Origin of the sequence: Dokdonella immobilis (assembly GCF_900115085.1) — a bacterium.
Classification (GTDB): Bacteria; Pseudomonadota; Gammaproteobacteria; order Xanthomonadales; family Rhodanobacteraceae; genus Dokdonella; species Dokdonella immobilis.
On record NZ_FOVF01000003.1, the window covers coordinates 242,764 to 266,525 of the forward strand.

Sequence of the window (23,762 nt, forward strand, 5' to 3'; positions counted from 1 at the left end):
CTCGCAACGGGATGCGCTCGTCGGCGCTCATGCCGCGGCCTGCTGCTTCGAGCGCAGTTGCTCGATCACGCAGCGGGTCACCTGTTCGGTGCCCGCCGTGCCGCCGAGATCACGGGTCAGCTCGGCCGTTGCGAGTACCGCATCGACCGCCGCTTCGACGGCGCACGCCTCGAGCTCGAGTCCGAGCGAATGACGCAGCAGCAAGGCCGCGCTGAGGATCGCGCCGATCGGGTTGGCCACGCCCTGCCCGGCAATATCGGGCGCCGAGCCGTGGATAGGTTCGTACAGGCCGAGCCGCCCTGCTCCCAGCGAGGCCGAGGGCGAGACGCCGAGCGAGCCGGCCAGCGCGGCGGCCTCATCGGTGAGGATGTCGCCGAACAGGTTCTCGGTGACGATCACGTCATAGGCCGAAGGCCGGGTCAGCAGCAACATCGCCATCGAATCGACCAGTTGGTGTTCGAGCGTGATGCCCTCGTATTCGCCGACCACGCGATCGGTCGTGGCTCGCCACAGCCGCGAGGTCTCGAGCACGTTGGCCTTGTCGACCGAGGTCAGCCTGCCCTTGCGCGACAGGGCCAGTTCGCAGGCGCGGCGCACGACCCGCTCGACTTCGCCGACGCTGTAGCGGCACTCGTCTGTGGCGACGTCGCCCTCGCGTGTCTTGCGGCCGAAGTAGGCGCCGCCGGTCAGTTCGCGCACGAACAGCAGATCGACGCCGGCCAGGTTCTCGGCCTTCAGCGGCGACAGCCCGGCCAGGCGCGGGTGCACGCGCAATGGACGCAGGTTGGCGAACACACCGAGCCGGGCGCGCAAGGCCAGCAAGCCCTGTTCGGGGCGCACGCGGGCTTGCGGATCGGACCAGCGCGGGCCTCCGACTGCACCGAGCAGGACCGCATCCGATGCCAGGCAGGCGTCGATGGTGGCCTTGGGCAGCGGCTCCCCGCATTCGTCGATCGCGATGCCGCCGATGCGGTTTTCCGAGTAGGTGAAAACGTGACCGTGGCGATCGGCGATCTCGCGCAGCACGGCGACGGCGGCCGCGGTGACCTCGGGTCCGATGCCATCGCCGGGAAGGACGGCGATCTCTGCTCTCATGTTGCGCTCTCCATGGATGTCGAATGCGTTGCGTGCTGCTGTTCCCAAGTGCTGATCTCGGGCTCGGCCTCGAGCAGGAAGCCGAGCTGGTCGACCCCGTTGAGCAGGCAGTGCCGGGCAAAGCGGTCGAGATCGAAGTGGATGACCGCGCCGTCGGGCCGGCTGATCGTTCCGGCGCCGATGTCGATGACGAGCTCGATGCCCGGATCGGCCAGCAGTTGGCGATGCTCGTCCTCGGCGACGACGATCGTGAGCAGGCCGTTCTTCAGCGCATTGCTGCGGAAGATGTCGGCGATCTCGGATGAGATGACCGCTTCGATCCCAAAGTCGAGCAAGGCCCAGGGCGCGTGCTCGCGCGACGAGCCGCAGCCGAAGTTGCGGCCGGCGACGAGGATCCGGCAACCTGCGGCTTCAGGCCGGTTGAGCGGGAAATCCGGGTTGTCGCTGCCGTCCTCGCGATAGCGCCAGTCGTTGAAGGCGTGGCGACCGAGACCGGCCCGACTCGTCGTGGTCAGGAAACGCGCCGGGATGATGCGGTCGGTGTCGATGTTCTCGAACGGCAGGCAGGCCGTGCGCGAGTGGATCACGGTCAGGGGTTTCATGCGGCGCGCTCCTCGATCGTATCCGGGTCGACGATGGTCCCGGCCACCGCGGCGGCCGCGGCGACGCGAGGGCTGGCCAGCACCGTACGCACGCCGGGGCCCTGGCGTCCCTCGAAATTGCGGTTGCTGGTCGAGACCACGAGCTGGCCGGGCCGGGCGATATCACCATTCATGCCGATGCACATCGAACAACCCGCTTCGCGCCATTCGGCGCCGGCATCGCGGAACACGCGGTCGAGACCCTCGGCCTCGGCCTCGCGCTTGATCAGCACCGAGCCCGGCACGATCAACATGCGCACGCTGGCGGCGACCTGGCGACCGCGCAGGACCGCGGCGGCTTCGCGCAGGTCCGACAGGCGCGAGTTCGTGCAACTGCCGACGAAGACCACGTCGACCTTCTGCCCGGTCAGGGCCTGGCCGCCGTCGAACTGCATGTAGGCCAGGGCCTTGCTCTCCTGCGCATTGCGCGGCGCCGGAATCTGCGCCGCGATCGGCGTGACCATGCCGGGGTGCGTGCCGTAGCTGATGGTCGGACCGATCGAGCCCGCGTCGAAGTGGAACTCGGCGTCGTAGACGGCATCGCGGTCGCTGCGCAGTTGCCTCCAGGCCTCGACCGCAGAATCCCAGGCCGCGCCGCGCGGCGCCCGTGGACGTCCCTTGAGCCAGTCGAAGGTGGTCTGGTCTGGCGCGATCAGTCCGGCCCGCGCGCCGGCTTCGATCGACATGTTGCAAACCGTCATGCGCTGCTCCATCGACAGCGCCTCGATCGCACTGCCGCGGTATTCGATGACATGGCCGGTGCCGCCACCGACGCCGATGCGGCCAATGATGTGCAGGATCAGGTCCTTGGCGCCGACGCCCGGACGCAGCCTGCCCTCGACGTGGATCGCCATGGTCTTCGGCTTGCGCTGGAGCAGGCACTGGGTGGCCAGCACATGGCCGACCTCGGTCGTGCCGATGCCGAAGGCGAGCGCGCCGAAGGCGCCATGGGTGGCGGTATGGCTGTCGCCGCAGACGATCGTCATGCCGGGCTGGGTGGCGCCGAGTTCGGGGCCGATCACGTGCACGATGCCGCGATGGTCGCTGTCCCAACCGTTCAGCGCGATGCCGAATTCGCGGCAGTTCTGCTCGAGCCGGGCGACCTGGCTTTCGGCTTCAGCGCTGACGTAGTGACGCTTGCCGTCCGCGTCCGGCGGCGATGTCGGGGTCGAGTGATCGAGGGTCGCCAGCACGCGTTGCGGACAGCGCACCTTGAGCCCCCGCGCATGCAGTTCGCTGAAGGCCTGCGGTGTGGTGACTTCATGGATCAGGTGCAGGTCGACATAGAGGATGCCCGGCGTGTCGGCCGTCTCGGCGCGGACCACGTGCGCGTCCCAGATCTTGTCGATGATCGTACGTGCGCTCATGCCGCGGCCTCGACGTCGGCGCGTGGTTCGGCCTGCGGCGTGCGTCCCTGGCCCGGATCGACAGCGAGGGACGGCCGTCCGTGGCCGCCCAGTCCGCTGGAGACCGGTTCGAGCCAGCCGCGCGTGTCGGTCGTGCTGCCGTCGAACAGACCGAAGAAGGCCTTTTGCAGGGCCCGCGTGAGCGGACCGGGCCTGCCGCTGCCGACCGGCTTGCGGTCGACCGAACGCACCGGCGTGATTTCGGCCGCCGTGCCGGTCATGAAGACTTCGTCCGAGGTGTACAGCGCCTCGCGCGGCAGGTCGCGTTCCTCGACTTCGAGGCCAAGGTCGCCGGCCAGCGTGATCACCGTGTCGCGCGTGATCCCGGCGAGGATGCCGGCGCTCGTGGTCGGCGTATACAGCTTCCCCTTGCGCACCAGGAACAGGTTTTCCCCGGCACCTTCGCTGAGCAGGCCGTTGGTGCCGAGTGCGATGCCCTCGGCATAGCCGCCGCGCTGGGCCTCGAATCCGATCAGCTGGCTCGACAGATAGTTGCCGCCGGCCTTGGCCCAGCTCGGGATCGTGTTCGGCGCCGGTCGGTTCCACGAAGATACGCAGACATCGGCGCCGTCGTTGATCGCGTCACCGAGATAGGCGCCCCACTCCAGCGCCATGATCGAAACCTCGACCGGGGAGCCCTTCGACGGAATCACGCCGAGCCCGCCGGCCCCACGAAACACGATTGGCCGCACGTAGGCCGACTGCATGCGATTGGCCGCGATCAGTTCCATGCAGGCGGCGTTGATCTCGGCTTCGCTGTAGCCGATGTCGATTTCGTAGAGCCGCGCCGACTCGAACAGGCGACGCGTGTGGTCGGCGAGGCGAAAATAGGCAGGCCCCTCCGGCGTCGCGTAGACCCGCTCGCCCTCGAATACCGAGGACCCGTAATGCAGCGCATGCGCGCTGACGTGGACGGTCGCCTCGGCCCAGGGTTTGAGCTGGCCGTTGTGCCATATCAGGCTGGATTGGGACATGCGGGAATCCTCAGTGGGCGATGGCGGTGGGTTCGGTCGGCCGGGCAACGGCGACATGTTCGATGCGGTTGGCGATTTCGAGGATGGCCTTGGCGGCAGCCTCGACGATGTCGGTGGACACGGCCTGGCCGCGCAATTCACGACCTTCGTGGATGACGCTGATCGCGGCCTGGCCCTGGGCGTCGCCCCCTTCGCTGAGGGCGCGGATATGGAACTCCTCGACCGCGAACTCATGCCCGACCGCACGCGAAACCGCGCGCAGGACGGCGTCGACCGGGCCGTCGCCGATCGCCGCCTCGCTGACCACGCGACCATCGTCATGGGTCAGGCGAACCGAGGCCGACGCGCTCGAATCGACATGGCTGGTGGCATGCAGGTGGCTCAGATGCCAGGGGCCTGCCGCTTCCGGATCACGACCGACCGCGAGCGCCTCGATATCGGCATCGAAGACCTCGCGCTTGCGGTCGGCCAGGGTCTTGAACTGCACGAAGACCTCATCGAGGGCCGCCTCGTCGAGCTCATGGCCGAGCATCGACAGGCGCTCGCGCAGGGCGTGGCGGCCGCTGTGCTTGCCCAGGACCAATTGCGAGCGGGCGAAGCCGACATCTTCGGCATGCATGATTTCGTAGGTGCCGCGGTGCTTGAGCATGCCGTGCTGGTGGATGCCCGATTCATGGGCAAAGGCGTTTTCACCGATGATCGCCTTGTTGCGCGCGATCGGCTGTCCGGTGATCTGCGCGAGCAGGCGTGCGGTCGCATGCAGGCGTTTCGCGCGAATTCCCGTGGTCAGGCCGGCAAAGCGGTCGCTGCGCACGCGCAGGGCCATGACGATCTCCTCGAGCGCGGCATTGCCGGCGCGCTCGCCGATGCCGTTGATCGTGCATTCGACCTGGCGCGCTCCGGCCGAGATCGCGGCCAGGCTGTTGGCGACCGCCATGCCGAGATCGTCATGGCAGTGCGCGCTGAAGACGACCGACTCGGCGCCGCGCACGTTGGCGCGCAGCCAGGCGAAGCGTTCGGCAATCTCGATCGGCGTCGTATAGCCGACCGTGTCGGGCACGTTGACCGTGGTCGCCCCGGCCGCGATCACGGCCGAGAACACCTCGGCGAGAAAATCCGGCTCGGTGCGGATTGCATCCTCGGCCGAGAATTCGACATCGCCGCAGTAGCCGAGGGCGCGCTCGACCCCGGCGACCGCCGTGTCGATGACTTGCTGCCGGCTCATCTGCAGCTTGAACTCGCGATGCAGCGGGCTGGTCGCGAGGAAGATGTGGATACGCCCCTTCGTCGCCGGTTCGATGGCCCGGGCGACGCTTTCGATGTCGCCCTGCTGGCAACGCGCCAGGCCGCAGATGCGCGGGCCGCGCACACTGGTCGCGATCGCCCGCACCGACGAAAAATCATCGTCCGAGGCGTGCGGAAACCCGGCTTCGAGGATATCGACGCCGAGGTCGGCGAGGGCCGAAGCCATGCGCAGTTTCTGCGCCCGGCTCATCGAAAAACCGGGTGCCTGTTCGCCATCGCGCAGGGTCGTGTCGAAGATCAGGACGCGATCCTGTCCCAGCTCGGGCTTGCCCTCGCTGCTGTTCTCTACCGCGGCCTCGCTGGTCATCGGTGGCTCCGCTGTCGATCAAATTCCGAAAAGGTCTTGGCAACAAAAAACCCCGCCTTCGTTGCCGAGTGCGGGGTTTTGGGGGTCCAAATGGTGGACGTGTACCCTAGCCCGCACCTCCGCAGCTAATAAGTACGAGTCCAAGGACGACGACCAGGCCTGGCGACGCGCGCAAGCGCGCGGAAACCGCTGGAAGCCGGCTTGTCCGGGGGGTGTTGAACCTTGTGTTGCGCTGCGACATGAACCGACCGTAACCGATGCGCGAACGGCGTGTCAAGCGTTTCTCGATGGTTGCGAATGCAACTTCCTGACTGGCGGTATGGACGTCCAAATGCGCAGCGCCATCAGGCGCCGTCGACCTGCCCGCTGTGCAATGCTGCAAGCCGTCGCGCAACGGCATCGAAGAAGGACGCGGGAAGTTCGGCATCGACCGGCACCTGCCAGAATCGCGCATCGGCAAGCTCCAGACACTTGACCGCGTCCTTTTCGGTCATCAGCACCGGCAGTGCATCGGCGAATGCGAAGTCGCTGGCGCTGAACGCATGATGGTCGGCAAAGGGATGTTCGATGATGTCGAGTCCGCACGCGCGCAGGCTGGCGAAGAAGCGCTGCGGATTGCCGATGCCGGCGACCGCGTGGACCTTGCCATCGGCAAACGAGGCCAGACTTCGCGGCGCCGCGCCATGCCCGACCGGAATGGCCTGGCCCGGTTGCAGCTGCATCTGGATTTCGCCCGGCTGCGCGCTACCTCCGTTACAGACCACGAAATCGAAATGCCCGAGGCGCGAAGCCGGTTCGCGCAGCGGACCGGCCGGCAGCAGCCGGCCATTGCCGAATCGGCGCTGGCCGTCGACCACGCAGATCTCGATATCGCGGCACAGGGCCGGGTTCTGCAAACCATCGTCGGCGATGATCACGTCGATCCCGCTGCCCTGCAGCAATCCGGCGGCAGCGACACGATCGCGCCCGACCGCGACCGCTGCCCCGGTCCGGCGCCGGATCAGGGCCGGTTCGTCGCCGACGACGCGCGGGTCCGGCGCCTCATCGAGCAGGGTCGGCGCGGTCGCCGAGCCACCATAGCCGCGACTGACCACGCCGGGAGTGAGGCCGCGTGAGCGCAGCGCGTCGATCAGGGCCATCACCAGCGGAGTCTTGCCGGCGCCGCCGGCGGTCAGGTTGCCGACCATGATCAGCGGCAGCGGCAGTCGCGCAGGCCGGCGCCAGCCGAACGCGTACGGCCAGCGCACGAGCCGATAGAGCCAGCCGTAGAGAGGAACCAGGGCGCACATCCACCACGGCGCCGGACGGGCGCCATACCAGATGCGGTCGATGTCGGCCTGCTTCATGTCGCTGCGTCGGCAAGCGGCTCGTGTTCGCGAAACTGGACGCGGTGCAGGGCCGCATAGTGGCCGTCGCGGGCGAGCAGTTCGCGGTGCGTGCCTTGTTCGACGATACGCCCCTCGTCGAGCACGACGATCTGGTCCGCGTGCTCGATCGTCGACAGGCGGTGGGCGATGACCAGCACGGTGCGATCCTTCATGAGCCGCTTCAGGGCGTCCTGGATCAGGCGCTCCGACTCGGTGTCGAGCGCACTGGTGGCCTCGTCCAGAATCAGCAGCGGGGCGTTCTTGAGCAGGGCGCGGGCAATCGCGATGCGCTGCCGTTGTCCGCCCGACAGCAGCGCGCCGCCCTCGCCGGCCTGGCTGTCGAGACCCTGCGGCAGGCGCTGGATGAACTCGCTGGCATTGGCGGCATCGGCGGCCGCTTCGATTTCATTGCGCGGCGCGCCGCCGAGGGCGCCATAGGCGATGTTGCGACCGATGCTGTCATTGAACAGGACGATCTGCTGGCCGACCCAGGCAATCTGGCTGCGCAGGTTGTCGAGCTGCCAGGCGTCGAGTGCCTGGCCATCGAGCAGCACGCTGCCCGAATCGGGCTCGTAGAAGCGCGGGATCAGGCTGGCCAGGCTCGACTTGCCGCTGCCCGAGCGACCGACCAGGGCGGTCACCGTGCCCGGTGGGCAATGCAGGGAAACCCCGTCGAGGGCCGGCGTCGTCTGTCCCGGATAGCGCAGGACCACGTCGCGCAGTTCGATCTCGCCGCGGCAGCGCTCGACGCTGACGCTGCCGGTGTCGCGCTCGCCAGGCGAGTCGATCACCGAGAACAGGTCGGCGGCGGCGGCCACGCCCCGCTGCATCATCGCCTGCACCGTGGTCAGGCGCTTCAGCGAAGGCAACATCATCAGCATCGCCGTGATCAGCGACATGAAGGTGCCCGGGCTCATGGTCTGCAGCATCGCCGGCCGCGTCGCGAAATAGATGACCAGGGCCAGCGCACAGGCGGCAACGATCTGCACGATCGAGGTCGACAATGCATTGGTTGACGCGATCTTGAGGTTCAGGCGCCGGTTTTGCTCGTTGATGTCGGCGAAGCGCGCGCGCTCGGCAGCCTGGCCGAGATAGACCTTGACCTCGCGCTGGCCGCTGACCGCCTCGTCGACGATGCCGGTGACCGAGCCGACCGAATGCTGGATCTTGCCGCTGATGCGGCGATAGCGGCGACCGACGATCCAGGCCACCGCGGCGATCAAGGGCGCCATCACGAACAGCATCAGGGTCAGGCGCGCGCTCTGGTAGAGCATCACGCCAAGCAGTCCGAGCACGGTCAGGCTGTCGAGGATGACCACCTTGACCGCATTGGTGCTGGCCTGGGCCACCTGTTCGACCGTGTAGGTCAGGCGCGAGATCATCTGCCCCGAAGGTTCGCGATCAAAATGCGTGGCCGGCAGCACGAGGTAGCGCGCAAAGACATCGCCACGCAGGGTTTCGACCACGTCGCGACCGATCCTGGCCAGGCCGTAGTCGGCGACGTAGGTCGCCACCCCGCGCACGACGAACAGGCCGACGATGACCACCGGCATCCACAGGATCGCGGTTTCGTTGCGGCTGATGAACAGGTCGTCGAGCATCGGCCGGATCATCGCCGTGAACACGGCCGCCACCGCGGCATCGAAGACCATGCCGGCGATGCCGGCGAGCGCGAACGGCCAGTCGCGCGCGGCGTAGCCGAGCAGGCGCCGGTAGGTCGCGAATGCGCTTACCGCCACGCCTGGCCCCTGCCCGTTTCGCGCTGGGCAGGCCCGCTCACTTGGAGTCGGCCGGCTTGGACGGAGTCGTCGCCAGGCTGAGCCGCTCGAAGCCGAGCTGGCCCAGTGCATCCATGGCCGTGATCACGGCCTGGTGCTGGGTGCGCGCATCGGCACGAAGGACCACCGGGCGAGTGCGATCGTCGCCGGCAACGCGGAGCAGCGCTTCCTTGAGGGTGTCGATCCCGGGGTTGAGCACTTCGTTGTTGTCGATGTAGAAGCGGCCATCGGCGTCGATCATCACGGTCAGCGCCTGGTCGTCGCGCGACTGCTCGCTGGTCGATGCCTCGGGCAGCGTCACCTTCATGCTCGAATGCTGGACGAACGTCGTCGTCATGACGAAGAACATGAGCAGGGTCAGCATCACGTCGATCAGCGAGATCACGTTGATCTCGAAATCCTCTTCGCGCCGGCTGGAAGAAATGCGCATGGCTGCTCAGCCCGCGACGCGCGCGGGCGCGGCTTCGGAGGCCATGCTGAGCTCGTCGGTCAGCGCGATGACCTGCTTTTCCATGTCGATGACGAGGTCGTTGACGCGACCGCGGAAATAACGATGGAAGAAATAGGCCGGAATCGCCACGCACAGGCCGCTGGCCGTACAGACCAGGGCTTCGCCGATGCCGCCGGCCATCTTCAACGGATCACCGACGCCGCTGACCATGACCGCGAAGAACATGCTGATCATGCCGAACACCGTGCCAAGCAGGCCGAGCAGCGGCGAGATCAGGGCGATCGTGCCGAGCGTGTTGAGGAATCGCTCGAGCTGGTGGACGACGTGGCGACCGGTGTCCTCGACGCGTTCCTTGATGATGTCGCGCGAGCGGTGGCGGACCAGGAGGGCGGCTGCCAGCAGTTCGCCGAGCGGCGAAGTCTGGCGCAGGGCCTCGATGTGCTTGGGATCGAGTTTGCGGGTACGGGCCCAGGTCATGACCTGTTCGCCGAGTTCAGGCGGAATCACGGCCTTGCGCCGCAAGGTCCAGAAGCGTTCCAGGATGATCGCCAGGGCAACCGCCGAGCAAATCAGGATGGGCACCATGGCCCAACCACCAGCAATAAGAATTTCAAGCACTTGGAGCAACTCCCTGAGAGTTTGGATGACGCGATCGTGCCGCGCCAGTCGGCGATGATACCAGCGTGCGCAAGCGCCCTCCCTAGCGCATTCGCCACCAGGCGCTGCGCAACAGGCGGCCCTGTTCGGTCTGCAGGCCGTCGCGACCAAAACGCAGGTGCAGATACCCGCTGCTCCCCGTGTTCATCAGCGGGACCGCCCGTTGCGCATAACGCTCGAGGACATCGGCATGCGGATGCCCGAACTGGTTCCTGTAGCCGGCCGATATCAGTCCGAGCTGCGGCGATAGCGCGTCGAGAAAGGCCGACGAGGACGCCGTCTTGCTGCCATGGTGCGGCACGCTCATGACCAGGGGACGCGGCCCCTCGCCGAGTGCGGCGGCGATGGCCGGCTCGACGCGCGATGTCGCGTCACCGGTCAGCAGCAGGCTGCCATAGCGGCCTGCGACGAGGATCACGCAGGAACGATCATTGCTCTTCGTCGCTTCGTCGCGAGATGCGGAAACGCCTCGCATCTGCACGTCGTCCGTGGCCTCGCCGAACGCACTCGGGCAGTCGCCGGCTGGCAGGTCGAGACGGTCCGGCTCACCGCTTTCGATCGGCGCATCCGGAAAGGCCAGGTGCAGCGCACGGGCACCTCCGGCATGGTCGCTGTCGCCATGGCTGATGACGATGCGATCGAGGGCGCCGATGCCGAGCGCGTGCAGCGACGGGATCACCACGGCCTCGCCGACGTCGAAGCCGCTCGGGTAGCGCGGGCCGGCATCGTAGAGCCAGGCGCCGTCCCGACTGTGCACGAGCACCGCGAGACCCTGCCCGACGTCGAACATCCAGGCCTCGAACTCGCCTTCGGCCAGATCCTGCTGCGGCGGCACCAGCAATGGCAGCAGCAGGAGCACGCCGAGCCAGCGCACCGGCACGCCGCGCGGCAACAGCATCCAGGCCGTGCCGACCAAGGCGAGGAGCAAGGCCCACAGCGGCGCCGCCGCGAAATAGACCTGGGCCGAGGGAAGCGCAGCCAGCCACTCCATGATCCGCCACAGCCCCGTGAGCAGATGGTCAGCCGCGTGCAGCAGTGGACCACCCAGGGCCGGCCAGTCGACGACCAGCAGGCTGCCGGCCACGGTCAGCGGGACGACGAGGAAGCTGACCCACGGCACGGCGATCAGGTTGGCGATCGGCCCGATCAGCGAACCCTGGCCGAAGAACCAGACGCTGAGCGGCAGCAGGGCCAGGCTCAGGCCGAGCTGGACGCGCGGCAGTTCGCGCCAGGCCGGCACTTCGATGCCACCCGCGCGCGTCATCGAAAGCAGGATCGCGACGCCGACGAAGGACAACCAGAAGCCTGCCGACAGGACCGCCAGCGGATCCCAGGCCACGATCGCCAGCGCGGCCAGCGCCAGGGCCTGCGCAACCGATGTTGCGCGTCGCGCAAACCGCGCGAGCAGCGCGATCGCGATCATCAGCAGGGTGCGTACGGTTGGCACGCCCATGCCGGCGAGCATCCCGTAGCCGAACGCGCAGGCCATCGCGACCGGCGCTTCGATCAGGGGCCCGGGGATGCGCAGGGTGAGCCGTGGAAAGAGCTTCCACAGCAGGCGGCCGAGCAAGGCGCCGAATGCGGCGAACATGCCGACATGCAAGCCCGAGATGGCGATCAGGTGACCGATCCCGGTTGCGCGCAGGACCTGCCATTCGGGCTCGCCGATCGCACTCTGGTCGCCCACGGCCAGTGCGCGCAGCAGACCGCTCGATGGACTGGAACCCAGCTCACGGCCGACCGCCTGTGCAATCGACTGGCGCCAGAGGTCGATGCAGGGTCCCGCCGCGCTGCCCGTACTGCGGTTGTCACGATCCTCGCGCACGTAGCCGACCGCCACGACGCCGCGCTGCGCGGCACCGCGCTCGCTGTCATGGCCACCCGGATTGACCAATCCGCGCGGCGGGCGCAAGCGCAGGCGCAGCTGCCAGTTCGTGCATGGCGAAAGCTCGGGCGCCTTGTCATACCAGTTCAGGCGCACGCGTCCGCGCAGCGAAAGCGGTTTGCCATCCAGCATCGCCGAGGCGATGTCGAAATCGAAACGCGTGCTGTCGGGACCGACGTTCGGCAAGCCACGGACAGTGCCGACCACATCGAAATCGCGACCATGCAGCGCATCCGGCAGACGCGCCCCGAGCACGCCCTGGGCGTGCCATGCCGTCCAGAAGAAGCCAAGCAGGAACCAGACCGGCAGTCGATCAAGACGACGCACGAACAGCAGCCCCAGCGCCACGACCGCGGCCGTGCCAGCCAGCGCCGGGGACGGCAGCCCGGTCAGCGCCTGGACGGCGACAGCACCGAGGACAGTCGCGATGCCGCGCGCCACCGTGATCGTCGGCAGCGCAAATGCCGATGATCGTGGCTGGTTTGCCTGGCGCAGTGGCGTGTCCATGTCGCCGATCCTTCCCTGCTCGGGCACAGGCGCCTGCCGCTGCCCCGTTCGTCCCGTGCCGACCGTTGGGTCAGGTCGGCCACCTGTTGACTCAAGCGCGCGCGGCGATCTCCAACTCGTGCAGTTTCCCGCCGCGCAATTCGAGGGTGCGATCCATGCGAGCCGCCAGGCCACGGTCATGGGTGACCAGCACCAGGGCGGTGCCGATCTCGCGGTTCAGTTCGAGCATCAGTTCGTAGACCTGCGCGGCGTTGTCCTCGTCGAGGTTTCCGGTGGGTTCGTCACCGAGCACGCAGGCCGGCCGCGTCACCAGTGCGCGCGCCACGGCGGCGCGCTGGCGCTCGCCACCGCTCAGTTCGCCGGGCTTGTGGCCAAGGCGCATGCCGAGCCCGACCCGTCCGAGCAGTTCGCTGGCGCGCTCGCGGGCCTGGCCGATCGGCGTGCCGCGGATCAGCAGCGGCATGCAGACGTTTTCCAGGGCGGTGAATTCCGGCAGCAGGTGATGGAACTGGTAGATGAAACCGAGCGAGCGGTTGCGCAGTTCGCCGCGGGCGCGATCGGACAGCCGCGACATGGTCTGGCCCTCGACCTCGACTTCGCCGCCGGTCGCCTTGTCGAGCCCGCCGAGGATGTGCAGCAGGGTGCTCTTGCCGGTGCCCGAGGCGCCGACGATCGAGACCGTCTCGTTGCGACGCACATGGAAACTGACGTCGTGCAGCACGTCGGTGCGCAGATTGCCTTCTTCGTAGATCTTGGCGACGCCGACCGCGCGCAGGACGACATCGGCATTCGGGGCTGATGGGTTTTTCAATCGGGAATCACTCATAGCGCAGCGCCGCCGCCGGATCGATCCGGGCCGCCCGCCAGGCCGGATACAGGGTGGCGAGAATGCAGAACAGGAAGGCCGTAAGCGTGATCCAGCTGACATCGCTCCACTGCAGGTCGGACGGCAACTCGCTGATGTAGTAGACATCCGCGGATAGGAAGGCGACACCGAAGGTGTGTTCGATCCAGCGCACGATCGCGGTCAGGTTGAGCGAGAGCAGCACGCCGAAGCCAACGCCGAGGAAGATGCCGAGCGTGCCGACCAGCACGCCCTGGACCATGAATACGCCCATGATGCTGCGCGGACTCTGGCCGAGCGTGCGCAGGATCGCGATATCGGCCTGCTTGTCGGTGACCAGCATGACCAGGGTGGAAACGAGATTGAACGCGGCCACGGCGACGATCAGGGACAGGATAAGGAACATCACCTTTTTCTCCATGGCAATGGCCTTGAAGAAGTTGCTGTGCCCCTGCATCCAGTCGGACACCATGTAGGACTGGCCGAGCTGCCCGGACAGGTCGCGCGCCACCGAGTAGGCCAGGAACATGTCGTCGAGGCGCAACCGGATGCCGCTCGGACCATCCAGGCGATACAGGGTCTCGGCATCCTGCATGTGCACGACCGCCATCGCGCCGTCGTATTCCTGCATGCCGACTTCGAAGATGCCGCTGACCTTGAAACGCTTGAAGCGCGGCTGCACGCCGACCGGCGAGGTGCTGACCTCCGGCGTAATCACGGTGACGAAATCGCCGACGCCGACACCGAGCTTCATTGCCAGTTCGCTGCCGAGCACGATGCGGAAGCCGCCCGCGACCAGGTCGTCGAGCTTGCCCTCCTTCATCTTGCGGTCGATCTCGGAAACCTTCGGCTCGTAGTCCGGCAGCACGCCGCGGATGATCGCTCCCGATACGCGCCCGCCCTGCAGCATCGCCTCGCGCTCGACATAGGGCGCGGCACCGAGCACGTGCGGGTTGGTCTCGACCCGCTCGATCGCCTGCTGCCAGCCGTGCACGCTTTCGTCGATGCCTTCCACGGTCGCGTGCGCGACCATGCCAAGGATGCGGCTCTTGAGTTCCTGGTCGAACCCGTTCATGACCGAGATGACCGTGATCAGTGCGGTCACGCCGACCGCGATGCCGAGGATCGACACCAGTGAGATGAACGAGATGAAATGGTTGCGGCGCTTGGCCCGCGTATAGCGCAGGCCGATGAAGAACTCGAGCGGTCGGAACATGCTGTGGGTCAGTCCTTGGTTCAAACCGCCGGGGCGCTAGCGTGCCGTGCGGTCCACTCCAGACAGCGGAATCCGGCCAGAGTGCCGCAATCGACCGGCTGTGGGCAAGCCTCATGGCGGCGAAGGGCGACAATTCTTCGGTACGCCCCCGCTTCATGGCGGGAGCGGGTGCGAGGGCGTTGCCGCTTCGTCCTGGGATTCGGCCTCAGCCGCGATGTTCTCTGCGCAAGCGTGCCGAAAGGCATCGAGCCTGAAGGCTCTTCCTACAGAGAGCGGGTGATGAATGGTGCGGACTTCGGTGACCATTCCCGCGTTGCCGCTTCGTTGTAGGAAGCGGCTTCAGCCGCGATGCTCCTGGTGCAATGTGGTGAACGGCATCGTGACGGAAGGCATCGCGCCTGAAGGCGCTCCTACGAAGAGCAAGCGAAGGGATGCGCGGATTTCGCTGACCATTCCCGCGTTGCCGCTTCGTTGTAGGAAGCGGCTTCAGCCGCGATGCTCTTGGTGAATCGTGGTGAACGGGATCGTGACGGAAGGCATCGCGCCTGAAGGCGCTCCTACAAAAAGCACGCTAACGGATGCGCGGGTTTCGCTGACCGTTCCCGCGTTGCCGCTTCGTTGTAGGAAGCGGCTTCAGCCGCGATGCTCCTGGTGCAATGTGATGAACGGGATCGTGACGGAAGGCATCGCGCCTGAAGGCGCTCCTACGAAGAGCAAACGAAGGGAGGCGCGGGTTTCGCTGACCGTTCCCGCGTTGCCGCTTCGTTGTAGGAGCGGCTTCAGCCGCGATGCTCTTGGTGAATCGTGCTGAACGGCATCGTGACGGAAGGCATCGCGCCTGAAGGCGCTCCTACGAAGAGCAAGCGAAGGGATGCGCGGATTTCGCTGACCGTTCCCGCGTTGCCGCTTCGTTGTAGGAGCGGCTTCAGCCGCGATGCTCTTGGTGAATCGTGCTGAACGGCATCGTGACGGAAGGCATCGCGCCTGAAGGCGCTCCTACGAAGAGCAAGCGAAGGGATGCGCGGATTTCGCTGACCGTTCCCGCGTTGCCGCTTCGTTGTAGGAGCGGCTTTAGCCGCGATGCTCCTGGTGCAATGTGGTGAACGGGATCGTGACGGAAGGCATCGCGACTGAAGGCGCTCCTACGAAAAGCAAGCGAAGGGATGCGCGGGTTTCGCCTATCGCTCCCGCGTTGCCGCTTCGTTGTTACCTTCAGCTTGCGGCCAGGACCAGCAACAAGCGCCGGCGCGTCTCCGCGTCGAGGTTGTCCGGAGCGAGTACGAAGCGCCGCGGGCGACGCGTCCCCGCAGCGAATGCGAGCACCAGCAGGACGCCGCGCCTGATGTGGTGAGCGAGCTCGACCGCTTCCTCGTTTCCGCTGCGGTCGACGAGAATCCAGCCCGCTTCGCCGTGTGCCATGCGTACAACCGGGCAGTCAGCGAACCGCCACGCGGCGTGCCCCGCATAGCCAAGCGCCAACAGCACAAGAGGGATTTTCAGAAAGCCCCCCAGACCGCTCAGCACGACGGCCAACGCGGCCAGCGCCCCGCACGCCAACACGCCGGCCAGGATCAGGCGCGACGGCGTGTAGTCAAACGCGATGGCGGGTGCGGATTTCATCGATCACGCGGGCCTGGAGCGGATCGGGGGGCGCACTGCGGCCCATGATCCAGTCCCACAGGTCGGGGTCCTGCTGCTCGAGCAGGTCGGCGAATCCCTGGCGCAAATCGGCGGCGGCGTCGGGGTAGCGCTGCTCGAGCCACCAGCCGACCAGCTGGTCGAGTTCGCGTGTGCCGCGTCGACAACGCCAGCGCAGGCGCTTGATCTCATCGTCCATGAGCGAGCCGGTCGACAGCCTCAGGCGCGGCGTTCGACCATCAGCTTCTTGATCTCTGCGATCGCCTTGGCCGGGTTGAGGCCCTTCGGGCAGGTCCGCGTGCAGTTCATGATCGTGTGGCAGCGGTACAGCCGGAAAGGATCCTCGAGCTCGTCGAGCCGCGTGCCGGTGTCCTCGTCGCGGCTGTCGACGATCCAGCGATAGGCCTGCAGCAGGATGGCCGGCCCCAGGTAGCGATCGCCATTCCACCAGTAGCTCGGGCAACTGGTCGAGCAGCAGGCGCAGAGGATGCACTCGTACAGGCCGTCGAGCCTGGCCCGGTCTTCCTTGGACTGCAGGCGCTCCTTCGGCGGTGCCGCGCTCTGCGTGCGCAGCCACGGCTTGATCGACGCGTACTGGGCGTAGAAGTGGGTCATGTCCGGCACCAGGTCCTTGACCACGGACATGTGCGGCAGCGGATAGATCGGCACGTCGCCCTTCGAGCAATCCTCGATCGCCTTGGTGCAGGCCAGCGTGTTGGTGCCGTCGATGTTCATCGCGCAGGAGCCGCAGATGCCCTCGCGGCAGGAGCGGCGGAACGTCAGGGTCGGATCGATCTCGTTCTTGATCTTGATCAGCGCGTCGAGAACCATCGGTCCGCAGGTGGCCAGGTCGACCTCGTAGGTGTCGATGCGCGGGTTCGCGCCATCCTCGGGATTCCAGCGATAGACGCGGAACTCGCGGACGGTCTTCGCCCCAGGCTTGGCCGGATACCGCTTGCCCTGCTGGATCTTCGAATTTTTGGGAAGTGCAAACTCAGCCATGACTTGAATTCTCCGTGCGAACCGTGATCGTGATCCGCAACATCTTGAGTATCAAATAGACAACGATTGCGAGAGGCGGACAAAGCAGAAAAAACATGACCCAGAAAACCAGCTGACTGCGTTCCGGGCTACGCACGTACCAGCGACGCAAAACAATCCCTGCAACGCCAATCAACGCAATCCAGATCAGATACCAGAGTCCGTTCATCGCAGTCATCAGAACGCTCCTCTCGATTCTGTATCCGGGCTCCACGATGCGAGTTCGTGTATCCGGCCAACCGCATCGCGCCTGAAGGCGCTCCTACGATTCCCGATTCCCGATTCCCGATTCCCGATTCCCGATTCCCGATTCCCGATTCCCGATTCCCGATTCCCGATTCCCGAATCTCCAATCCCGATTCCCGGCTCCTAATACACCCGCTTCTTCGGCGGAACGACCTCGACATCGTCGCTCAGCGTGTACATGTGCACGGGGCGGAAATCGAAGCCGGCCTTGCCCTTTTCGTCGACCTTGACCAGGGTGTGCTTCTGCCAGTTGGCATCGTCGCGATCCGGGAAGTCCTCGTGCGCATGCGCGCCGCGGCTTTCCTTGCGCTGTTCCGCCGACGTGATCGTCGCCACCGCGTTGTAGAGCAGGTTCTGCAGTTCGTAAGTCTCGATCAGGTCCGAATTCCAGACCAGCGAACGGTCGCTGACCTTGACGTCCTCGAAGCTCGAGAAGATGGTCGCCATCTTGTCGCAGCCCTCCTTGAGCGTCTTCGAGGTGCGGAACACGGCGGCGTCGCTCTGCATCGTGCGCTGCATGTTGAGGCGGATCTCGGCGGTCGGCGACGAGCCCTTGGCATTGCGCAGCTTGTCGAGGTTGGCCAGCGCCTTGTCGCAGGCCGATGGCGGCAAAACCTTGTGCGCGGATCCGGATTTGATCGTCTCGGCGCAGCGGTTGGCCACGGCACGGCCGAACACGACCAGGTCGAGCAGCGAATTCGAACCGAGCCGGTTGGCGCCATGCACCGACACGCAGGCCGCCTCGCCGATCGCATACAGACCGTGGACCACCTGGTCGGGATTCTCGCCGACCTTCTGCACGACTTCGCCGTGGTAGTTGGTCGGGATACCGCCCATGTTGTAGTGCACGGTCGGCAGCACCGGGATCGGCTGCTTCGTCACGTCGACATTGGCGAAGATGCGCGCGCTTTCGGCGATGCCGGGCAGCTTCTCGTGAATCACTTCGGGCCCGAGGTGGGTCAGGTCGAGCAGGATGTGGTCCTTGTCCTCGCCGACACCGCGGCCCTCGCGGATCTCGATCGTCATCGAGCGGCTGACCACGTCGCGCGAGGCCAGGTCCTTGTAGTGCGGCGCGTAGCGCTCCATGAAGCGCTCGCCCTTCGCGTTGCGCAGGATGCCGCCTTCGCCGCGTACGCCTTCGGTGATCAGGCAGCCGGCGCCGTAGATGCCGGTCGGATGGAACTGCACGAACTCCATGTCCTGCAGGGCCAGGCCCGACCGCAGGACCAGGCCGCCGCCGTCACCGGTGCAGGTATGCGCCGAGGTCGCGCTGAAATAGGCGCGACCGTAACCGCCGGTGGCGAGCACCACGCCGTGGCCGCGGAACAGGTGCAGGGTGCCCTCGGCCATGTCGAGCGCGAGCACGCCACGGCAGACGCCTTCCTCGTCCCAGATCAGGTCGAGAGCGAAGTACTCGATCATGAAGCGCGCATCGTGCGCGAGCGACTGCTGGTAAAGCGTATGCAGCATGGCGTGACCGGTGCGGTCGGCGGCTGCGCAGGTGCGCTGCGCCGCCGGGCCTTCGCCGTACTTGGTGGTCATGCCGCCGAATGGGCGCTGGTAGATCCTGCCGTCCTCGGTGCGCGAAAACGGCACGCCGTAGTGCTCGAGCTCGATGATCGCGGCCGGCGCTTCCTTGCACATGTACTCGATCGCATCCTGGTCGCCGAGCCAGTCGGAGCCCTTGATCGTGTCGAAATAGTGATAGCGCCAGTCATCGTCGCCCATGTTGCCGAGTGCAGCCGAGATGCCGCCCTGGGCGGCGACCGTGTGCGAGCGGGTCGGGAACACCTTGGTGATGCAAACCGTCTTCAGGCCCTTGGCGGCGAGCCCGAAGGTGGCGCGCAGCCCCGAGCCGCCGGCGCCGACGACGACCATGTCGTATTCGTGTTCCTGGATCTTGTATGCGGACATGCTTCAGGCCCCCAGTGCGATTCGAACGACGGCCAGGATGCTGGCCAGGGCAACGAGGACACAGACGAACTTGATGACCAGGCGCGAGGTCAGCGCCAGCCCCGGTGTATGCACATAGTCTTCGATGATCACCTGCAGGCCGAGTTCGCCATGCCAGATCGAGGCGATCAGGAACGCGATCAGCAGGACCGCATTGCAGGGATGCGCGACCGCGGCTCGTGCCGAAGCGTAGTCGACACCGATCAGGCCGACCACGAACACGAGGAAATAGACGGACAGGAACAGCAGGGCCACGGCAGTGACGCGCTGGACGATGAAATGATGGACGCCGTCCTTGGCCGAGCCGAGCCCGCGGGCATTCTTGAGCGGCTGGCGGTAGCGGTCGAAGTGGCTCATGCGAGGCCTCCGTGGGCGTAGATCACGAACCAGACGATCGCCGTGAGCACCAGGCTGCCGATCACCGAAATCCACGAATTGGCGACGAAACGTTCAATCGAGTAGCCGAGGCCGGCATCCTGCAGCAGATGGCGGATGCCGTTCAGCCAGTGATAGGCCAGGCACCAGGTCCAGCCGACCAGCACGATCAGGCCGTACCAACTGGTGGCCAGGGCCACGACCTTGGCCCAGGCTTCGGGGCCACTGGCCAGGGCGACCAAGGCGGCGGCCACGAGCAGGCTGCCCAGGGCCAGGACGATACCGGTCGCGCGGTGCAGGATCGAAGTGACCATCTGGATCTGCCAGCGGTAGACCTGCAGGTGCGGAGAAAGCGGTCGAACGGTTGAGGACATGAGGCGGGCCTTTGGCTTCTATCTGGCGACCTCGAGGGTCGGGACCAAAACAGACGAATCAGAAATCGATGCAACGACCGTTCTTCTCCCAATCGCCGTAGCGGGTGGGATCGGGACCACCCCGACCGCCGATCTCGACGGGTCGATCCTCGCCGCGCGAGGACTCGACCTGCTCGTCGGGAGCAGGCGGATTCGCGATGGATTCGGGGTCTGGTTTGGGGTTCGACATGGAGAGTGTCAACTACAAAATCTTAATGCCCGGGGCCGATTCTGACAACCTTTGCCTGCACTTGCACTGGCCGATCGAAGCCTGCATCGTGCTCTTCGCAACTTCATGGATCTTCGCCACGACCGTGCCCATCCCGCTCGCTACTGCCGAGATCGTCGAACTCTCCGGCAACGACGCCATCGTCTTTGCCCAATCGCAATTCAGCAGCGACGTCGGCCTGCTCACGCCCGGCCACTACCAGTGGAGCGCCTGGCTTTCCGCCCAGGGACGCGTTCGACAGCTGTTCGCCCTGCTGCGACCGGATCCGGACCGGCTTCTCGCCTGGCTGCCACGCGGATCGGCCAACGACATGGTAACGGCGCTGACGCGGTACGTGATGCGGGCAAAGGTCGCGCTGCGGGTCGTGCCGGACCTTGTCCTGCACGATGGCGAAGCCGAACCGAGCGCGAGCGGCGTGCTGACTCCCGCCGACAGCGGCTGGTTGCTCGCCCTGCCCGGTTCGACGCCACGCAGCGCCGTGCTGGCCAGCGCGCCGGCATCGCCCGCTCCCGATCCACGGCGACTCGTCGAATGGCAGCTGGCCGATGTCGACGCTGGCCTGCCCTGGATCGGGCCGGAAGTCGCGGATATGTTCACGCCGCAGGCACTCGGAATCGAGCGGCTCGGTGCGATCAGTCACGCCAAGGGCTGTTACCCGGGCCAGGAGATCGTGGCGCGACTGCACTATCGCGGCGGCAACAAGCGCGGCTGCTTTCGCGTCTCGATCGAGCAGCCCGCTCCGCCACGGCCGGGCACCTCGATCGTTTCCGCCACCGGCAGCGCGCTCGGCACCCTTCTCTACGCAGCGCCGAGTGACGCCATGCGCAGCCGCGGCCTCGCCGTGCTCCCGCAACAGGAGGCCGAGCACCTCGCGCCGACTCTCGAGAGCGGAGCATGCGTTGAAATCCTCGGACCGGCAGGCAAATCCCCCAGCACCGATTGAGTGGTATGGTCCTTGCTAGTCTAGTTCGTGGTGTACCATCGAAAAGACGGGGGAACAAACGCATGAGCAGCCAGAGCAGATTTGGAAATCGCATCCGGCTCACCGCCTGCGCCATGGGCGTTGGTCTGGTCCTTTCGGCGGCCTCGGTCGAGGCAGCCGAGTATCGATTCACGCCCGAGCCGACCTACGCGCCGGACGTGGCCAAGGACGTCTACAAACCCCTCCTCGACTATCTGAGCAAGGCGACCGGGGATACCTTCGTCCTCGTCGCGCCGGCCAACTACTCGAGCTACTGGCGCGACATCCTCAAGCCGGACGTAACCGATTTCTCCTACGACGAAGCCCACTTCGCCGACTATCGGATCCAGCATTCGAATTTCATCCCGCTGGTACGAAAGGCCGAGCCGACGACCTATACCCTGCTTGCCAACGTCGAGTTCGAAGGCAAGGAGCCCAACGCCCTGCTCGGCTCGAAGATTGCGACGATGCCAGCGCCGAGCCTGGGCTATGCCCTGCTCGCGCAGTTCTTTCCCGATCCGGTCCAGCAGCCGCAGATCCTCTCCACCGCGACATCCTGGCGCGACACGGTGCAAATCGTGTTCGGCGGCGAGGCCGACGCGGCGATCATTCCGAGCTGGATCGCCAGCGCCGACGGATATCCCAACCTGGTCACCATCAAGACCTCGCGGGAGTTTCCCGGTACGGCCATCCTCGCCTCGCCTTCGGTACCCGAGGAAGTCCGCACCAAGGTGCGCGACGCGTTGCTGAACGTCGAAGGCGCGCCGGAACTGGTCGAGGTGCTGCTCGAACTGGGCATCACGCGCTTCGTGCCCGCCAGCCCGAAGGACTTCGCCGGCGACCAGCAGATGCTCAGCGGCTTCTATGGCTACAAGTAAGGGATCGCCCGGTAGCGCACTGCGAACTTTGCGCTTTCGCATCAAAGGCTTTTTCTAAAACGTTACATTCCATCGTTTGATGGATATGCCGAAATTCGCAAGCTGAATGGCTTGTTCATGTTTTGGCTGTTTTTGAGTGACAACTTCATTGCAAGGAAGTACTCTCCGCGCCGAGTCGTACGAATGGTGTGTCCACGCCACCAGCAACCTTCAAATCCTGATGAGTTCGTTTGTTGATTCATCATTGAGAGGACTACGAGACAACGGGCCATAACGACCGCCGCGAATGGCAGACGAAACGGCCCAATGCACAAGGCGCAAACCTTTTCGCGCCTGACAATCATCAGATCGTGCATGTATTCGGACGCGTGGCCCGATGGGGCCGCGGGTCCGGCTTCATGCGCACCGCGGCACCAAACTTTCGGGTAGGTGCCTGACGGCCAGGTCGAGCGGCTTCCTGGAATGCAGCGCGCTTTGCGCACTGCATGAATCGAGCCCATGCGCCCGGCTGAGGATTCAGGAGAATTCGAGCAATGAAATTGGCATGGTTACTCTGGCTGGCATCGATACTGCCGGCCCATGAAGCCGATCGAACGTGTCTTGCCGCGATGGTCTATCTCGAGGCCCGCAGCGAAACCCAACTCGGCCAGGCCGCCGTCGCTGAAGTCGCCATGCGGCGGCGCGATGATGGCCGCTGGGGCGACAACATCTGCGACGTCGTCAACGCCCGCCTGCAGTTCGCGATTTCCACGACCAACAAGAATTACATGCTGCGCAATCCGGTGGCCTGGCAGACTGCATGGACGGTCGCCGACCATGCCCTGCAAATGTGGGATCTGCCGGTCGAGAAGCGCAAGTTCGTCGTTCCCGATGCCGATCACTTCGTCGCCGAGGAACACGCATCACCGGCATGGATGAAAGGCCAGCCGCTGGCGGTGATCGGCGCACACAGCTTCTACCGGGTGAATTGACGCACCGCTTATTGGGCGCTCCCGGCTATTGAACGAAAAAAGAAAAGCCGGCGACATTGTCGCCGGCTTTCTTGTTTTTTCAGCAGGTCGGCTGTTCCGATCAGCGTGCTGGCACCACGTAACCATTGTCGATATAGACGCGGTCACCGCGGCGCAGATGGTAGTCCTCGGACTGCTCATAGGCGTAGGTGCGTCCACGATCCATGCGCACGGTGATTCGATAGTAGCTTCGGCCGCGTCGATTGTTCTTCTCGACGTTGTGGCCAATCACACCGCCAGCCACTGCGCCAGCGATCGTGGCTGCCTTGCGTCCGTCGCCCTTGCCGACCTGGTTGCCGAGCGCCCCACCGACGATCGCACCAAGCACGGTGCCGCCGCCGACGTGGCGATCTCGCTGGCCGATGGATTCGATACGGACCACTCGCCCGCAGTTGTCGCATCCACGCTCGTAGTAGTGGCCGCGGGCCTCGACCGACTGCATCGGCGCGCACGCGGCGATCAGGAATGACGCGACGCCTGCCAGTAGAATTCGATTGAGCATGTCTTGCACTCCTCTGTTTTCACTGTTCTGTCCGAAGGCTCGAACAGCTGTCTGGGAGGGTGACAATCGACGCATGAACCCAA

At 65.7% G+C, this 23,762-nt stretch carries 24 protein-coding genes; 3 read left to right on the plus strand and 21 right to left on the minus strand.

The features are described 5' to 3' along the window. Nucleotides 1-27: 27 nt before the first annotated feature. The 20 genes from leuB to BM125_RS03980 form a co-directional block, all read right to left on the minus strand. A complete protein-coding gene (leuB, locus tag BM125_RS03885; protein ID WP_092405062.1) occupies nt 28-1,095 on the minus strand; it encodes a 3-isopropylmalate dehydrogenase in 1,068 nt (355 codons plus the stop codon). Further along, nucleotides 1,092-1,697: a 3-isopropylmalate dehydratase small subunit gene (gene leuD, locus BM125_RS03890; protein ID WP_092405064.1), complete on the minus strand. Its 606-nt coding sequence runs from the start codon at nt 1,695-1,697 to the stop codon at nt 1,092-1,094. Before leuD ends, leuB begins: the two co-directional genes overlap by 4 nt. Continuing rightward, on the minus strand, nt 1,694-3,103 hold the full coding sequence (leuC, locus tag BM125_RS03895; RefSeq protein WP_092405066.1) for a 3-isopropylmalate dehydratase large subunit: 1,410 nt from the start codon (nt 3,101-3,103) through the stop codon (nt 1,694-1,696). The genes leuD and leuC overlap by 4 nt, the downstream gene beginning before the upstream one ends. Then, nucleotides 3,100-4,116: a branched-chain amino acid transaminase gene (locus BM125_RS03900; RefSeq protein WP_092405068.1), complete on the minus strand. Its 1,017-nt coding sequence runs from the start codon at nt 4,114-4,116 to the stop codon at nt 3,100-3,102. Before BM125_RS03900 ends, leuC begins: the two co-directional genes overlap by 4 nt. A 10-nt stretch (nt 4,117-4,126) precedes the next feature. Then, nucleotides 4,127-5,728: a 2-isopropylmalate synthase gene (locus BM125_RS03905; protein ID WP_092405070.1), complete on the minus strand. Its 1,602-nt coding sequence runs from the start codon at nt 5,726-5,728 to the stop codon at nt 4,127-4,129. Nucleotides 5,729-6,072: 344 nt separating this feature from the next. After that, on the minus strand, nt 6,073-7,074 hold the full coding sequence (lpxK, locus tag BM125_RS03910) for a tetraacyldisaccharide 4'-kinase (RefSeq protein ID WP_092405072.1): 1,002 nt from the start codon (nt 7,072-7,074) through the stop codon (nt 6,073-6,075). Further along, nucleotides 7,071-8,834 carry a lipid A export permease/ATP-binding protein MsbA gene (gene msbA / locus BM125_RS03915; protein ID WP_245778780.1) on the minus strand — a complete coding sequence of 588 codons (1,764 nt, stop codon included), beginning with the start codon at nt 8,832-8,834 and terminating at the stop codon, nt 7,071-7,073. Before msbA ends, lpxK begins: the two co-directional genes overlap by 4 nt. 37 nt (nt 8,835-8,871) lie before the next feature. After that, nucleotides 8,872-9,303 (minus strand): ExbD/TolR family protein, encoded by a 432-nt coding sequence (locus BM125_RS03920; protein ID WP_092405076.1) that lies wholly within the window; start codon nt 9,301-9,303, stop codon nt 8,872-8,874. A gap of 6 nt (nt 9,304-9,309) precedes the next feature. Continuing rightward, nucleotides 9,310-9,942: a MotA/TolQ/ExbB proton channel family protein gene (locus tag BM125_RS03925; protein WP_175497893.1), complete on the minus strand. Its 633-nt coding sequence runs from the start codon at nt 9,940-9,942 to the stop codon at nt 9,310-9,312. 82 nt (nt 9,943-10,024) lie between these two features. Further along, nucleotides 10,025-12,373: a DNA internalization-related competence protein ComEC/Rec2 gene (locus tag BM125_RS03930; RefSeq protein WP_175497894.1), complete on the minus strand. Its 2,349-nt coding sequence runs from the start codon at nt 12,371-12,373 to the stop codon at nt 10,025-10,027. 91 nt (nt 12,374-12,464) lie between these two features. After that, nucleotides 12,465-13,184 carry a lipoprotein-releasing ABC transporter ATP-binding protein LolD gene (gene lolD, locus BM125_RS03935; protein ID WP_245778781.1) on the minus strand — a complete coding sequence of 240 codons (720 nt, stop codon included), beginning with the start codon at nt 13,182-13,184 and terminating at the stop codon, nt 12,465-12,467. Between the two features lie 7 nt (nt 13,185-13,191). Continuing rightward, nucleotides 13,192-14,433, minus strand: coding sequence for a lipoprotein-releasing ABC transporter permease subunit (locus BM125_RS03940; protein ID WP_092405082.1), 1,242 nt, complete (start codon nt 14,431-14,433; stop codon nt 13,192-13,194). Nucleotides 14,434-15,645: 1,212 nt separating this feature from the next. Further along, entirely contained in the window at nt 15,646-16,053 is a 408-nt protein-coding gene (locus BM125_RS03945) for a hypothetical protein (protein WP_092405084.1), read from the minus strand. Then, the gene (locus BM125_RS03950) at nt 16,025-16,270 is read right to left on the minus strand and encodes an FAD assembly factor SdhE (RefSeq protein WP_092405086.1); all 246 of its coding nucleotides are present in this window, start codon (nt 16,268-16,270) and stop codon (nt 16,025-16,027) included. The genes BM125_RS03945 and BM125_RS03950 overlap by 29 nt, the downstream gene beginning before the upstream one ends. Before the next feature lie 20 nt (nt 16,271-16,290). Next, nucleotides 16,291-17,073 (minus strand): succinate dehydrogenase iron-sulfur subunit, encoded by a 783-nt coding sequence (locus BM125_RS03955; protein ID WP_092405088.1) that lies wholly within the window; start codon nt 17,071-17,073, stop codon nt 16,291-16,293. Beyond that, entirely contained in the window at nt 17,066-17,290 is a 225-nt protein-coding gene (locus BM125_RS19680; RefSeq protein ID WP_139224843.1) for a hypothetical protein, read from the minus strand. The genes BM125_RS03955 and BM125_RS19680 overlap by 8 nt, the downstream gene beginning before the upstream one ends. 191 nt (nt 17,291-17,481) lie before the next feature. Beyond that, complete coding sequence (gene sdhA, locus BM125_RS03965; protein ID WP_092405092.1) at nt 17,482-19,272, minus strand: succinate dehydrogenase flavoprotein subunit; 1,791 nt, start codon at nt 19,270-19,272, stop codon at nt 17,482-17,484. A gap of 3 nt (nt 19,273-19,275) precedes the next feature. Beyond that, complete coding sequence (sdhD, locus tag BM125_RS03970) at nt 19,276-19,668, minus strand: succinate dehydrogenase, hydrophobic membrane anchor protein (RefSeq protein ID WP_092405094.1); 393 nt, start codon at nt 19,666-19,668, stop codon at nt 19,276-19,278. Next, entirely contained in the window at nt 19,665-20,060 is a 396-nt protein-coding gene (gene sdhC, locus BM125_RS03975) for a succinate dehydrogenase, cytochrome b556 subunit (RefSeq protein WP_092405096.1), read from the minus strand. Before sdhC ends, sdhD begins: the two co-directional genes overlap by 4 nt. 58 nt (nt 20,061-20,118) lie before the next feature. Further along, nucleotides 20,119-20,289 carry a DUF1674 domain-containing protein gene (locus BM125_RS03980; protein WP_092405200.1) on the minus strand — a complete coding sequence of 57 codons (171 nt, stop codon included), beginning with the start codon at nt 20,287-20,289 and terminating at the stop codon, nt 20,119-20,121. An 88-nt stretch (nt 20,290-20,377) separates the two neighbouring features. On the opposite strand from BM125_RS03980, the gene ygfZ reads away from it, so the two are divergent. From ygfZ to BM125_RS03995, 3 genes are all read left to right on the plus strand, one after another. Further along, nucleotides 20,378-21,271, plus strand: a complete 894-nt coding sequence (ygfZ, locus tag BM125_RS03985; RefSeq protein ID WP_175497895.1) for a CAF17-like 4Fe-4S cluster assembly/insertion protein YgfZ — start codon at nt 20,378-20,380, stop codon at nt 21,269-21,271. A 62-nt stretch (nt 21,272-21,333) separates the two neighbouring features. Further along, nucleotides 21,334-22,167 (plus strand): phosphate/phosphite/phosphonate ABC transporter substrate-binding protein, encoded by an 834-nt coding sequence (locus BM125_RS03990; RefSeq protein WP_175497896.1) that lies wholly within the window; start codon nt 21,334-21,336, stop codon nt 22,165-22,167. A 533-nt stretch (nt 22,168-22,700) separates the two neighbouring features. Then, complete coding sequence (locus BM125_RS03995; protein WP_092405102.1) at nt 22,701-23,138, plus strand: cell wall hydrolase; 438 nt, start codon at nt 22,701-22,703, stop codon at nt 23,136-23,138. 100 nt (nt 23,139-23,238) lie between these two features. On the opposite strand, the gene BM125_RS04000 is transcribed toward BM125_RS03995, so the two are convergent. Further along, nucleotides 23,239-23,679 (minus strand): outer membrane lipoprotein, encoded by a 441-nt coding sequence (locus BM125_RS04000; protein WP_175497897.1) that lies wholly within the window; start codon nt 23,677-23,679, stop codon nt 23,239-23,241. Nucleotides 23,680-23,762 lie beyond the last annotated feature (83 nt).